The following is a 12,583-nucleotide window of genomic DNA, read 5'->3' on the forward strand; positions in this document are numbered from 1 at the left end:
TATTTCAAATGATAGACGAAAAGAAATTATCTACAATTAACTTATACGATCGTTTTAACGCTGCTTTTGTAAGCCTTATTACTCCAGAAATGTCTGAGTTGAATAAAATCAGAAAGCAAAACGGTTATTCTCATCAACCAACTATTGAAAAACCTTTTGATATGCCTTTGGAGTTTACCTCTATTGATGGGGTTAAAATTAGAATGGCAAAATCAATTATCGATCTCCAAGAAAAAGAAACTGTTGTTCTCTTATCTGCTTTTCCCCATAGTATCATTGCCTACTCTACAGTTTGGGAACAGCTAAAGAACAACTATAACCTTTTCGCTTATGACTTACCAGGATTTGGAGCAAGTGAGGGGAAATCAGACTATATGTCGTTTAAGTTTCAAGGATCTTTCTTAAACTCATTTTTAAAACACTTTGACATTGAATCTTCCCATTTAGTCGGACCTGATGTCGGTATGCCCTCCGCTTTAACTTATGTCATCCATCATAAACATAAAATCAAATCATTAATGATTGGTGATGGACCGGCAGCACTGCCTACATCTGAGCCAAGTGTCATGAAAAAAATGGTTCACTCAGGCTTCTGGCGTACGATGTTTGTAATCGCTGGAAGTGGTGCATTAATTGAATCTGCCAAGAACTTAGGCAACGTTCAATACGTCCCCAATAAATTTGAAATTTCAGATTATAAAAAGTCACATACTGGTAAGGTGGCTAACAATATGAAATGGTTTAAAAAATACCCTGATGCGGTAAAGGATATAGACGAGAACTTGAAAAACATCACTATTCCTACTAAAATTTTTTGGGGTGAACATGAAGCCATATTACATAAAGAAAATGGTATACGACTTAATCAACGATTACCTAATAGTGAACTAGAAATTTTTGAAAATTGTGGGCATTTTGTCTATCAAGATGATTACAAAAGGTTCATCCGATTAATTGAATCTTGGGTAGAAAAACACAAATAACATAAGAAATTCCTTCCAAAAGCCATCAAACAAATTTATTCTATTTGATGGCTTTTAGATGATCAGCTATCCATCAACTTATTGTATTCTTCTTTCCCCTTCTTGGTGAGGTAAGGATAAACACTCTGATTTATCATTAATGTATATTCATTGATTGCATCTTCTGTAAGCGTATCTGCTTGGATTAGTAATGAAGAGAACCAAAAATTACTAATTACCTCAGTCCTTCTAAATAAATTTTGATACTCATTTTCTAACATCTCCTTTCTAAATAAACCCTGTTCAATCATCACATCTATAACCTTTAAAAACTCCATTTCTCTTCTTTTTGAAAGAGTGGCATAATGTAATTTTATCTTCTGATTCCCTCTTGTTACAGTGGTGAAATCTAAAAGAAAAAAATGATATTCAAAGAAGATAGTCATTACCTGTTGAGCAAGAGAAAAGAAGGATTTCAATATATCTTCTGATAGAGTAAGAGATATACCATCGATCTTCTCGACCAATTGGAAGTACAATCCTTCTACAATATCTTCTCTTTTCTTAAAGTGATACTGAAGATTGCCTACACTGATACCCGCTTTATCTGCAATCGCTCTTAAAGAAACATTGGAGATGCCCTTCTCATTAAAAAGTGAAAGGGATTGAGTTAATATCTTTTGTTTGGTAGCATTCATAAGTACAAAGATAAAAATTTTAGTACAAGTGTACTATTTAAAATAAATTTAGTACGTTTGTACTAATCAATCTTCAATATTATGACAATAGATATTATCGGTGCCGGAATTGGTGGACTTACCACTGCCATTGCACTAGAGAAAAAAGGATTTAATGTCAGGGTTTTTGAACAAGCAGAGACACTTAAACCTTTAGGAGCAGGAATTATCCTTGCCAATAATGCCATGCAAGTATTTGAACATTTAGGATTAAGAAAAGCCATTGAAAAAGAAGGAAATTCTATATCCTCCATGAACATTACTCATCCCAATCTTTCTCCCCTCTCGAAAATTGATCTGACCTTTTTTGAAAAAAAACATCTCGTTAAAAACATTGCTATCCATAGAGGTCAATTACAGACTATCTTAATGAACGCCTTAGAAAAAACAGAAGTTTATCTGCATCATAAAACTAAGGATATAGTACCTCTTGAAAATGGATATCAAATTACTTTTCAAAATGGGAAACGTATACAATCACAGCTCATCATTGGTGCCGACGGAATCCACTCATCTATTAGAACACAGCTCTTTCATAAAAGCAAAACCCGACAAGCCAAGCAAGTTTGTTGGAGAGGAGTCACAGACTTTAAGCTATCAACCCGATATCAGCATGAATTAAATGAAGCATGGAATACTTCGAGTAGGTTTGGATTTGTTCAAATTGCTGAGAATAAAGTCTATTGGTATGCACTGAAATCTTATAATAAAGACGGTATTGCACCACAGTTCGATGACTTTAAAAAGAATCTGAGTAACTATCATCCAATCATCAGAGAAATAATCGGTGTTACTTCTACTGATCAGATAAACACAGCCGAAATCGCTGATTTAGCTCCAATAAATCAATGGTATAAGGAAAATGTATGTTTGATTGGAGATGCCGCCCACGCAACAACACCCAATATGGGACAAGGTGCATGTCAAGCTATAGAAGATGCTTATGTACTTTCGGAATGTATGGAACATTTTGAAGCCAATGAAGCCTTTCAGCATTTCCAACAGTTACGTTTATCAAAAGCAAAGAAAGTAGTGAATACAAGTTGGATGATTGGAAAAATATCACATTTCTCCCATCCATTATTGATCTTATTGCGCAATTTTATGATGAAAATAACTGCTTCATTTAATAGAAAACAAACTGCATATATCTTTCAAATTCCAAGCGTATGATACCTACTATTATTTCCATCTGTTTATCATTCATATTTATCACACTCGGTGCAATACACTTCTATTGGCTATTGGGGGGTACATGGGGAATTAGTAAAGTGATACCTACAAAGAGGGAAGGTGCAGAGGTCGTTGCTATACCAAGATTAGCCACTCTAATTGTCGCTGCAATACTAATTACTTTTGGCTTGTTTTACCTTCATAGCACCGGTATTATTTTGCTTCCATTACCTAGTTTTATGGTGCAATTTAGCCTGTGGATCATACCTGTATTATTTATTGTTAGAGCCATAGGAGATTTTAAATACGTTGGTTTCTTCAAAAAAATTAATGACACTAATTTCGCGAAGGCGGATACCAAACTATTCTCACCTTTGTGTTTAGGAATAGGTATTTTAGGAATTATTTTAAAGCTAATATATTGATAGTTATATCATTTGCACTAAAAATAAATATGACTAACTTGAGGATCACATCTAAATAAATATCACTCGCACTCTACTAAAAACAAACTAAATTAAATAAGTATGAAACACCTCTTAATTGTAGAAACGAACATCACAGACCCTTCATGGGTACAGGATTATCTTATCAAAGTTACTCCTCTACTTTCTAAATTTTCTGGTAAATATGTCACTAGAACATCCAACATTGAAATCCTAGAAGGAGAAAAGAAACCACAATACTCATTAGTGGCTGAATTTGCTACCAAAGATGATGCTCTTGCTTTTTATGCTTCTAAGGAATATTATCCCTTCAAAGAAGCTAGAAGAAATGGATCATCAAGTAAATTCTTATTGGTTCCTGTAGAAAATGGAACGGAATAAGTAAAGTTCATCACATCATAAATGGCTTATCCCACTTCTTTGAAAGAATGAAGAGGAATAAGCCATTTAATTTGTAATTCAATTATTGTTCTACAGCCTTTAGTACTTGCTCAGCAGCTCTAATCCCTGACCAAGCAGCACCATCTAATGCCGGATTATGTGTATAGTCTCCACCAAAAAAGATATTTCCAGATCGTTCCCGTAATGCTTCTTGGTAAGTGTTTAAAAAGTTAGGAGGATACTTCACAATACCATCTTTCCATCGCTTCACTGAATAATCAGCAATATTTTTTTCCATAGTAAATCCTGGATATATCTTTTGTAGTGTTTGTGTTACTTTCTCAACCACTTCTTGATCTGATAATTTCTGTATTTCAGTGCCTGCTATATTGATACTCACTACCGTTTCATTTTTTAATACTTTTCCCGATTGATCCATGTAAGCATTAATTCCTTCATCATGAAAGATACAAGAAGAGATACGTTTCGATTTTGGTAGATTCTTCAAGTAAAGCCCTACTTCCATACTCGCACCATATTTTACCGCATTTAATGCCGATTGCTTTTCTTCAGAGAGTCCTTTTACAATCCACTTTGTTACTGTAGCAGGTGTCGTAACGACTACATAATCTGCAGTATAAACGGATTGATCTTTACATTGCACTGACACCCCATTATTTATGTTTTCTATAGAAGTTACTTCTTTAGACAAATGAATGGTTCCTCCCATTTTTTTAATATCGTTGGCAATGGCTTGAGGTAATTTCTGATTACCGTTGCGGATTAAATAACTGCCTGCTTCTCCATTAGCTTGGCCATACCAACCCGTAAGTAAAAGTGCAGATGTCTCACTTACTCCAGCTCCACCTTCTGGAATTAAAAACATATTGTATAAGTTTTTTACGTCTGGGTGATATTCAGATAATAACTCTGCTGCTGTTTGTTGATCCAAATCTACCCAAGTCTGTGAATTAGGATATTTATCAAAAATATATTCTCTACCCGTACTAAATTGACTATACAATTTTTGCATTTTCTTAATAGATGCATCAAAATCCTCCGACGCCTTCCTATCAATTGGGAGTTTTAAGAAAAAACTTTCGTTCCAAGAAGACACCATTTTTCCCTGCCAAATTGCGGCTACTTTACCACCTTCTGGATAAAACTTGTCTGCATTATCTAAATATTTATTGAGGTATTCGTTATCACTTTTAAAAAAATACTGAGCACCTAGATTGGCATAGATTCCACCCAGCTTTTCGGAATAAACACGTCCACCAACTTGGGGATCTTTTTCTAAAATCACTACCTCAAGACCCATTTCCTGAAGACGTAATCCTGCAATTAAACCTGATATTCCAGCACCTACTACAATTACTTTTTTTGAAGACGTTTCTTTTGGTTTAGGGTGAGCATAAATCACAGACTCAAAAACTCCTATAATTAATACACAGAATACAGTGATTAAACTTTGTATTGATAACTTTTTCATAAAATTGGAATATAAATTTCAGTTAGTAAATCTTTTTCTTCTACTTCCTCTATCGTATTGAGGTATTTTTCAAACGGCCAACTATCTCTTAATATGTAGTCACTTTCGAATACCCACGATTGATAAATAAAATCATACAACTCATCAAGTTGACTGTAAGCACCTTTAATCGTAAATACGGCATATTTCCCTTCCTCTAATAGCAGATAACCAAACTCTCCAAAAGGCTTTACAGCATGTTCAGTAGATATACAAGCATAATACCTGCATCTATCTTTCTTTGTAATTGTTGGATCATCAAGGTTAAAGCCAATCAGTTCATTCTCTCCATTAATTAGTTGGTGATTCATCGCATAATCCCAAAGCTTAAACCAAGCTTTATAACTTTCTTCTTGGTCGTTGTAATCTGCTATTACTCTAAGGTAAGTGAGATGACTACTTTTTACATGCCTTACTTCTGGTTGAATTTCCAAAGACTTTATTTTATTCACATTAAACTTCGAAGTGAAGAAAGATTCTATGTTTCGAAATGCGGAAGGTGTTATCCCAAAATGCTTTTTAAAGGCTTTTGAAAGTGATTGTTGGTTGCTATATCCAGTTTTTTCGGCAATAATAAGTAACGAAAGAGCTGTACCTCTTAATAAACCTGCAGCGGTTTCTAAACGAATTCGGTTGGTATAAGACCCTACAGATTCTCCTATTAAAGCTTTAAAGATTCTATGAAAATGAAATTCTGAAATATTAGCGATCTCTGCCAACACTTTCAAATCAATATGTTGATCAAGATGGTCGTTGATATAATCGATAACAGAGTTCAATGACTTTTGATATTCATTGTGTGTTTCTTTTTTCATAGTATTTAAAGTTTCCTCAAAATTAAAGTATACCTCTAAGTATCAACTTATCCGTACTTGCTATTTTTCAATGAAAACTTTAATTATGAAATTGTTTCTTGGATAGCTTCTTCTTTTCAATGAAATTCACTTGATATTATCGCTTTCAGCTATATAAAATGAAAACTATAACACTACCAGACGAATTAAATATCCATAATAGCTTCTCTATCAAAGTTTATGATTATAAAAGCACAGCAGAAATTTCGAAGCAACAGATCTTACTGAATAAAAATACATTTAGCTTCCTACAAGAAGGGAATAAGGAAGTCTTCTTCAATGATTCATCCAAATCAATTGATAACTCAGAGTTTTTACTTATGACTTCTGGCCATTGTCTCATGACAGAAAAGCTTTCAAGTCGATCTAATGCCTACAGAAGTATTTTATTTTTTTTCTCTACTGAAGATGTTCTCCACTTTATTACAAAGTTTAATTTGCATCTAGAGCAACCCAACAATTCACCTTCGGCATTCTCTTTTCAATATGATACTTTCATAAAGCGTTTTGTAGATAGTCTTGTGGATTTATCATCTCATTCCATTGCTCTTCAACAAAATATACTCTCCACAAAATTTGAGGAGATCATGTTATACCTCACAGAAATTAAAGGGATCGACTTCTTATATGCTCTGGTGGCAGAAAACCAACAGCAGCAGAAATTTATACAGACAGTAGAAAGTAATAAGCTTAACAAACTGACAATTAAGGAACTCGCGTTTCTATTAAACATGAGTGTCTCCTCTTTCAAAAGAGAATTTCAAAAACAGTATCAATGTTCACCCAGTAAGTGGTTTCAAGACCAAAGGTTAGATCATGCGGCCATGTTATTAAAGAACCATTCCAAAAGACCTTCTGAAGTATATGAAGCGATGGGATATGAGAGTTTATCCAACTTTATTCAAGCATTTAAGAAGAAGTTTGGAATTACTCCAAAACAGTATCAATCAAATTGAACCTTTTTCAATACTTTTTGGACTGAACTAAACACAAGGTTCCCATCTCTTGCTCATAATTTTACACTTGAATTAAAAACGTAAATATTATGAAGAATTTATTCCAAATCTTAACTGTTATTTTGGCTTTTTCAAGCGCTGCAATCTGTCAGAACACATTTACTTTAACTAGTAATGATCTTGGTGGCGAAGCAACAATAAATGAAGAATTTAATGGCTTTGGATGTACTGGGAAAAACCAATCACCACAATTATCATGGAAAAATGCACCTGAAGGTACTAAAAGTTTTGCCATTACAATGTATGACCCAGATGCTCCCACTGGAAGTGGTTGGTGGCATTGGCTAGTTTTTGATATCCCATCTGATATTACAGAACTCGTATCGGGTGCTGGTAATCCATCACTACAATTAATCCCCCAAGGAGCAATCCAAAGTATTACAGATTATGGAAGCAAAGGATATGGCGGGCCTTGCCCTCCTGAAGGGCATGGTATTCACCAATATATTATCACAGTGTATGCACTCAAAACAGACCATTTAGGTTTAGATGAAAATACCAACGCTGCAGTAGTAGGATACTATTTATGGAATAATACATTAGCCAAAGCGAGTATTATTACCTATTACAAAAGAAGTAAATAACATACATCAATATAGGCAGTATTGGGATCTCCAACTCTGCCTATTTTTTTGAATACTTTTCTGGTCAAACATAAAAAATGGTATAATAATAGGTAGTAAAGACTTCAAATAAATCACCCACTTTACCTAATAGTATAAACATTATGGGACTGGATTACACAGATGGATGCGTAAACTTTAGAGACTTTGGTGGATATATCAACCTAATTCTAGATAAAGACTGTTTACCTGAAAACCGCCTATTTAGAGGAGGTAGTATTGAATATATTAAAGATCTCTCTGAAATCAAGAATACAGTATCTGTCTTCAACCTAAGAAATGGACCTGATTATCATGATTTTGATATCGATTACTATCATTTCCCCATGGCCAACAAAGTCGAAAAATATGATACCACAACAAAAGAAGTGAGAGTTTGGTTGAATACTATTATCAAGCAATTTGAAGATGAGCAATTAAAGTACCCCGTATTAATACATTGCCTTTCGGGTAAAGATCGAACAGGAATCGTTGTTGCTGCTATCTTATTAATTTTAGGAATTAATGAAAAAGCCATTGAGGAAGAATATTTACTCAGTGAAGGAGAAGTAAAACTAGAACTTATTCGACAATCTATTGAGGGCATGAAGGATATCTCCAACTACTTTAATCGAGTAAACTTACCACTTGTCAGAAAAAATTTATTGGGTAAATAAGGTTAGTCAAATCATTATTTATTATCATCTTCGCTTATGGATTCCATCAAAAAACTTTTTACCGATAAATATAGCCTTACAGAAGAAAGCTTTGAACTTCTACGCCACTTAATGGTGGAGGAACATAAACCAAAGCACGACCTTTTAGTTAAAGTGGGAGAAGTACATCATTTCATATACTTTATAAAAAAAGGTGCGATGAGAAGCTATTATACCAATAATAATGGTAAAGAAGTAACCTATTGGTTTGGTTTCGAAGGCGACATTGCCGCTTCCTTGGGAAATTTTGTCCACTCAAAACCTTCATTAGAAAATATTGAGTTACTAGAAGATACAACCCTTTTAAAGATCAACAAAACAGCCCTTTTAGAATTATACAATACCAATTTAGAACTGGCCAACTTTGGGAGAAGACTAGCAGAACAGGCATTATTGGAGATGGAAGAACAGATTCTCGCTACCCAATTTACAGATGCAAAAAGTAGGTATTTACAACTCATCGATAAATTCCCACAGATCTTGCAAAGAGTCAAGTTAGGCCATATTTCTTCTTACTTAGGCATTACACAAGTTACCTTAAGTCGTATCCGGTCGGAAAAGTAAATTCATTTTTTAACATAGGTAAAAAGATTCCCTTTTTCTCCGCTCTACATTTGTTCTGTAATCATAATCACAGAATACAATGAGTTGGATCTATTTATTATTATCAGGCCTTTTTGAAGTAGCATTTACTACCTCGATGAAATATTCTGAAGGTTTCACCAATTGGAAAGGAATTGTTGGTTTCTTCGTATTTGGGTCGTTAAGCTTTGGTTTACTACTTAAATCAATGCAATCTATTGAGATGGGCACAGCCTACGCCGTTTGGGCAGGCATTGGATCTAGCGGAACTATTCTGGTGGGGTTATTACTTTTCCATGATGCCTTTAGCTGGTACAAAATCCTATTTTTATCTCTAATTATCATTGGAATTGTTGGTATCAAAGTAAGTCATTAAACACTCAAACATGAAAAAAATTACAATCATCGGTGCTACTGGCACATTAGGTTTACCTATTACAAAACAACTTACAAAAAAAGGGGTACAGGTTAAGGCTGTAGTTAGAGATATAAAGAAGGCAAAAGAAATATTACCTTCTACAGTTGAGATTGTTTACGGAGATGTAGCGGAAAAAGATAGTTTAAAAACGGCATTAACCGGATCTGAGACTATTTACCTTAATCTTAATACAACCAACTGGGATGAAAACGCTTCCTTCCAACCCGAAAGAGAAGGTATTATGAATGTTATTGATATCAGTAAAGAATTAGGTATCAATCATATTATGCAGATTGTGGGTATCGATTCCTCACATCCAGAATTTGCTGTGAAAGGTATGGAATATAAAACGAATCGTATCCGTAAACCTGGAATGGAATACCTAAAAAACTCAGGTATTAATTATACTTATTTCCATTGTTCGGTATTTTTAGACTCCTTACCTACGTTTATTCAAGGAGAAGATTTCGGCATTATTGGTCACCACCAATACCCTGTATTTTTTACCAACACTACAGATTTAGCGGATACAATTCATAATGCCATCGGAAACGATAAAGTTTACAATAGAGCATTTACAGTACAGGGACAAGAAGGGATAAGCTTCCCTGAAGCGGCTCAAAGGTTTGTCAATATTTATAACCCTTCTATCCAAGTATCTGAATACCCCATGGAAACGATAAAACATATTGGTCTTCCTAGTAAAGAGTATGAAGATTTCATGGAACATATGCTTACTTATGTTGAGCAATTAAAAGAAGAACAAGTGTCCCAACCTACTTGGGATCTCCTAGGGAAACCAAAATTAACGATTGAGGAATTCACTAAATCCTTGATCTAATACTTAATGGGTAGATGTTCATTTCATCTACCCTTTTTGGCTATATTAAGCCTGTATTAAAAAAGAGAAAGGCAGTTACAAATATTCCGATACTTACTTATATTTACCAGAACTTTTTGATCTATTCCATCACTTTGAGTCAACTTGACTTGAAGAATACCAACAACCAAACACTAAATAAATATGAGTAAATTATTAAGCTTCTATTTTCTACTGCTCATCTCTTGTCAATCCATCTCAGAGAAAAATGAAACTTCCTTAAAAAATTCACCAATCACAGATTCACTCACCTATCAACTGAATGAACTCTATCAGTTAGGTCATATCAATGGTTTTTCTGTAGCAATCACGAACGAGGAAGGTACTTTGTATGAACAAGGTTTTGGCTATGCCAATGTACACGACTCTATTGCTTATACTGCAGAAACAATACAAACGGTAGGTTCTGTCTCCAAGACGCTAATAGGTATTTCACTGCTTAAGGCACAAGAAATGGGTTTATTACACTTAGATGACCCGATAAATAAACACCTTCCTTTTCAAGTAGAAAACCCTTATTCACCTAATGTTCCCATTACTATTAGGCATCTGGTGCATCATACTTCTACAATTATTGATACTGACAATTACAATTTCTCTTATGTATTAGATCAACCGTTATCGGAGAAAGACACTGTAGAAGTTTTTCAATTCTTTCAACCACCATCAAGTGATATTTCCATTTTAGAGTTCCTAAAAAAGACGCTAACAATAGATGGCGAATGGTATTCAAAAGATATGTTTATTGATGCCAAACCAGGAGAAAAGAATCAGTATTCTAATACTGGGGCAACACTTGCCGCTCTAATTATTGAGCAAGTAGCTGGGGTATCATTCAGTAGGTTTACAAAAAGTCATATAATTACACCGTTGAATATGTCATCCTCAGGTTGGTTGAAATCAGAAATTGATACCCATCAGTTTTCTCAGTTGTATATGAATAAGGAAGTACCTTTCCCTTCCTACCATCTTGTGACGTATCCTGATGGCGGGTTTATTACGTCGAGTGATAACCTTGGAAAATATTTAACCGAATTAATTAAAGGGTATCATGGGCAAGGAACTTTGCTACAAACTGAAAGTTATGTTGAACTTTTTGGCCAAGAAGTACAAACTGATACTACATCACAAGATGCTGAAAATCCTATTATGCAGCTTTCTTATAAAAAGGGAATCTTTATGGGTTTTGCTCCACAACATTTCTATGGACATACTGGAGGCGACCCTGGCGTTGTTGCTCTTATGTTGTTTAATTCTGAAACCAAATCAGGGCAAATCTTTATCTCAAATACGGATATTGATGGAGAAAATAAAGAAGCTATTGAGCAACTTTTTAGTATTTGGAGTACATTGAACGAATATCGAGTAAAATATTCTAATGCAAAAACGTTAGAAAAAAAATAAAGACCAATTGGGGATAGATGTTGCCAACTGAATTGACTATGATAAATCAAACCATTACATACAACAATAGTAGAATTATTCTTTCTCATGAACGGAAGAAGAAAGCAGTGATCGACATCTATCCCAAACACCATTTACTAACCTATATTAGAGAAGGAGTTCTCAAAGTAAAACAGGGTAAAGAGGTACAAATGTTTACCAAAGGTGAATTTGTATTGTTGAAAAAGTATACCCAAGCTACCATCACTAAAACTTGGGAAAATGATGGTGTGAAATTCTCCAGTTTTGTCTTCTCATTTCAAGAAGATCTTGTTCAAGAGGCCTTTGCACAACTTCACTTCGAACTTCCTCAAAAAAATAAAGTCCCTATTGAAAATGTAGTAGGCATTAATGCAAACCCGATTCTCAAACAGTTTATCAGTTCACTTCAACTGTTTTTTGAAGAAGGGATTCCAATGGACAATCAACTGGCAAGATTAAAAACTTCTGAAGCATTAATAGGAATGATAAAAAGTGATGATACTTTAGCCTACCAACTACAAAATTATGCTGTAAAAGGTAAGGCTGATTTACATCATTACATGAAATTCCATTACCTAGAAAACAAGAAATTGATTGAATTTGCCAGAGAATCGGGAAGAAGTATCTCAACATTTAAGAAAGATTTTCAGGCATTATACCATATTACACCTGCGAAATGGATTAAGAAAAAACGGTTAGAACATGCCCACAAGTTACTCACGACTACCCATCGAAAACCTTCTGATATTTACCTAGAATGTGGCTTTGAAGACCTTGCTCATTTTAGTAAATCCTTTAAAGCTCAATACAAAGTCAACCCCTCGCAAATAGTAACTTTATAGACAAGTAAATATGTCTTT

Annotated in this window: 15 protein-coding genes; 12 read left to right on the plus strand and 3 right to left on the minus strand. The window is 34.3% G+C overall.

Annotated features, from left to right (window positions below; all coding sequences use genetic code 11):
- Positions 1 to 8 precede the first annotated feature (8 nt).
- Positions 9 to 983, plus strand: a complete 975-nt coding sequence (locus QL232_RS00835; protein WP_281612638.1) for an alpha/beta hydrolase — start codon at positions 9 to 11, stop codon at positions 981 to 983.
- Positions 984 to 1,045: 62 nt separating this feature from the next.
- On the opposite strand, the gene QL232_RS00840 is transcribed toward QL232_RS00835, so the two are convergent.
- Complete coding sequence (locus QL232_RS00840) at positions 1,046 to 1,660, minus strand: TetR/AcrR family transcriptional regulator (RefSeq protein WP_281612639.1); 615 nt, start codon at positions 1,658 to 1,660, stop codon at positions 1,046 to 1,048.
- 81 nt (positions 1,661 to 1,741) lie between these two features.
- On the opposite strand from QL232_RS00840, the gene QL232_RS00845 reads away from it, so the two are divergent.
- The 3 genes from QL232_RS00845 (at position 1,742) to QL232_RS00855 (ending at position 3,699) form a co-directional block, all read left to right on the plus strand.
- Positions 1,742 to 2,872, plus strand: a complete 1,131-nt coding sequence (locus QL232_RS00845; RefSeq protein ID WP_281612640.1) for an FAD-dependent monooxygenase — start codon at positions 1,742 to 1,744, stop codon at positions 2,870 to 2,872.
- Positions 2,869 to 3,297, plus strand: coding sequence for a DUF3995 domain-containing protein (locus QL232_RS00850; RefSeq protein ID WP_281612641.1), 429 nt, complete (start codon positions 2,869 to 2,871; stop codon positions 3,295 to 3,297). The genes QL232_RS00845 and QL232_RS00850 overlap by 4 nt, the downstream gene beginning before the upstream one ends.
- 102 nt (positions 3,298 to 3,399) lie before the next feature.
- Positions 3,400 to 3,699, plus strand: a complete 300-nt coding sequence (locus QL232_RS00855) for a DUF1330 domain-containing protein (RefSeq protein WP_168884492.1) — start codon at positions 3,400 to 3,402, stop codon at positions 3,697 to 3,699.
- A gap of 82 nt (positions 3,700 to 3,781) precedes the next feature.
- On the opposite strand, the gene QL232_RS00860 is transcribed toward QL232_RS00855, so the two are convergent.
- Positions 3,782 to 5,191 (minus strand): NAD(P)/FAD-dependent oxidoreductase, encoded by a 1,410-nt coding sequence (locus tag QL232_RS00860; protein ID WP_281612642.1) that lies wholly within the window; start codon positions 5,189 to 5,191, stop codon positions 3,782 to 3,784.
- On the minus strand, positions 5,188 to 6,045 hold the full coding sequence (locus QL232_RS00865; RefSeq protein WP_281612643.1) for an AraC family transcriptional regulator: 858 nt from the start codon (positions 6,043 to 6,045) through the stop codon (positions 5,188 to 5,190). The genes QL232_RS00860 and QL232_RS00865 overlap by 4 nt, the downstream gene beginning before the upstream one ends.
- A gap of 158 nt (positions 6,046 to 6,203) precedes the next feature.
- Between QL232_RS00865 and QL232_RS00870 the strand changes: the two genes are divergently transcribed.
- The 8 genes from QL232_RS00870 (at position 6,204) to QL232_RS00905 (ending at position 12,565) form a co-directional block, all read left to right on the plus strand.
- A complete protein-coding gene (locus QL232_RS00870; protein WP_281612644.1) occupies positions 6,204 to 7,040 on the plus strand; it encodes a helix-turn-helix domain-containing protein in 837 nt (278 codons plus the stop codon).
- 89 nt (positions 7,041 to 7,129) lie between these two features.
- Positions 7,130 to 7,684 (plus strand): YbhB/YbcL family Raf kinase inhibitor-like protein, encoded by a 555-nt coding sequence (locus tag QL232_RS00875; RefSeq protein ID WP_281612645.1) that lies wholly within the window; start codon positions 7,130 to 7,132, stop codon positions 7,682 to 7,684.
- Between the two features lie 143 nt (positions 7,685 to 7,827).
- Positions 7,828 to 8,379 (plus strand): tyrosine-protein phosphatase, encoded by a 552-nt coding sequence (locus QL232_RS00880; RefSeq protein ID WP_281612646.1) that lies wholly within the window; start codon positions 7,828 to 7,830, stop codon positions 8,377 to 8,379.
- Between the two features lie 36 nt (positions 8,380 to 8,415).
- The gene (locus QL232_RS00885) at positions 8,416 to 8,982 is read left to right on the plus strand and encodes a Crp/Fnr family transcriptional regulator (RefSeq protein ID WP_281612647.1); all 567 of its coding nucleotides are present in this window, start codon (positions 8,416 to 8,418) and stop codon (positions 8,980 to 8,982) included.
- Between the two features lie 79 nt (positions 8,983 to 9,061).
- Positions 9,062 to 9,376: a multidrug efflux SMR transporter gene (locus QL232_RS00890; RefSeq protein WP_168884485.1), complete on the plus strand. Its 315-nt coding sequence runs from the start codon at positions 9,062 to 9,064 to the stop codon at positions 9,374 to 9,376.
- Between the two features lie 10 nt (positions 9,377 to 9,386).
- On the plus strand, positions 9,387 to 10,259 hold the full coding sequence (locus tag QL232_RS00895; RefSeq protein WP_281612648.1) for an NAD(P)H-binding protein: 873 nt from the start codon (positions 9,387 to 9,389) through the stop codon (positions 10,257 to 10,259).
- 183 nt (positions 10,260 to 10,442) lie between these two features.
- Entirely contained in the window at positions 10,443 to 11,702 is a 1,260-nt protein-coding gene (locus QL232_RS00900) for a serine hydrolase domain-containing protein (RefSeq protein ID WP_281612649.1), read from the plus strand.
- 38 nt (positions 11,703 to 11,740) lie between these two features.
- Entirely contained in the window at positions 11,741 to 12,565 is an 825-nt protein-coding gene (locus QL232_RS00905; protein WP_281612650.1) for an AraC family transcriptional regulator, read from the plus strand.
- Positions 12,566 to 12,583 lie beyond the last annotated feature (18 nt).

This window comes from Flammeovirga sp. SubArs3, assembly GCF_947387565.1.
In the GTDB taxonomy this organism is placed as follows: Bacteria; Bacteroidota; Bacteroidia; order Cytophagales; family Flammeovirgaceae; genus Flammeovirga; species Flammeovirga agarivorans.

Excerpts from the sequence above, each read along its gene's own strand:
- QL232_RS00835 (WP_281612638.1), top strand. The coding sequence starts at position 9 with ATGATAGACGAAAAGAAATTATCTACAATTAACTTATACGATCGTTTT.
- QL232_RS00840 (WP_281612639.1), bottom strand. The coding sequence starts at position 1,660 with ATGAATGCTACCAAACAAAAGATATTAACTCAATCCCTTTCACTTTTT.
- QL232_RS00845 (WP_281612640.1), top strand. The coding sequence starts at position 1,742 with ATGACAATAGATATTATCGGTGCCGGAATTGGTGGACTTACCACTGCC.
- QL232_RS00850 (WP_281612641.1), top strand. The coding sequence starts at position 2,869 with ATGATACCTACTATTATTTCCATCTGTTTATCATTCATATTTATCACA.
- QL232_RS00855 (WP_168884492.1), top strand. The coding sequence starts at position 3,400 with ATGAAACACCTCTTAATTGTAGAAACGAACATCACAGACCCTTCATGG.
- QL232_RS00860 (WP_281612642.1), bottom strand. The coding sequence starts at position 5,191 with ATGAAAAAGTTATCAATACAAAGTTTAATCACTGTATTCTGTGTATTA.
- QL232_RS00865 (WP_281612643.1), bottom strand. The coding sequence starts at position 6,045 with ATGAAAAAAGAAACACACAATGAATATCAAAAGTCATTGAACTCTGTT.
- QL232_RS00870 (WP_281612644.1), top strand. The coding sequence starts at position 6,204 with ATGAAAACTATAACACTACCAGACGAATTAAATATCCATAATAGCTTC.
- QL232_RS00875 (WP_281612645.1), top strand. The coding sequence starts at position 7,130 with ATGAAGAATTTATTCCAAATCTTAACTGTTATTTTGGCTTTTTCAAGC.
- QL232_RS00880 (WP_281612646.1), top strand. The coding sequence starts at position 7,828 with ATGGGACTGGATTACACAGATGGATGCGTAAACTTTAGAGACTTTGGT.
- QL232_RS00885 (WP_281612647.1), top strand. The coding sequence starts at position 8,416 with ATGGATTCCATCAAAAAACTTTTTACCGATAAATATAGCCTTACAGAA.
- QL232_RS00890 (WP_168884485.1), top strand. The coding sequence starts at position 9,062 with ATGAGTTGGATCTATTTATTATTATCAGGCCTTTTTGAAGTAGCATTT.
- QL232_RS00895 (WP_281612648.1), top strand. The coding sequence starts at position 9,387 with ATGAAAAAAATTACAATCATCGGTGCTACTGGCACATTAGGTTTACCT.
- QL232_RS00900 (WP_281612649.1), top strand. The coding sequence starts at position 10,443 with ATGAGTAAATTATTAAGCTTCTATTTTCTACTGCTCATCTCTTGTCAA.
- QL232_RS00905 (WP_281612650.1), top strand. The coding sequence starts at position 11,741 with ATGATAAATCAAACCATTACATACAACAATAGTAGAATTATTCTTTCT.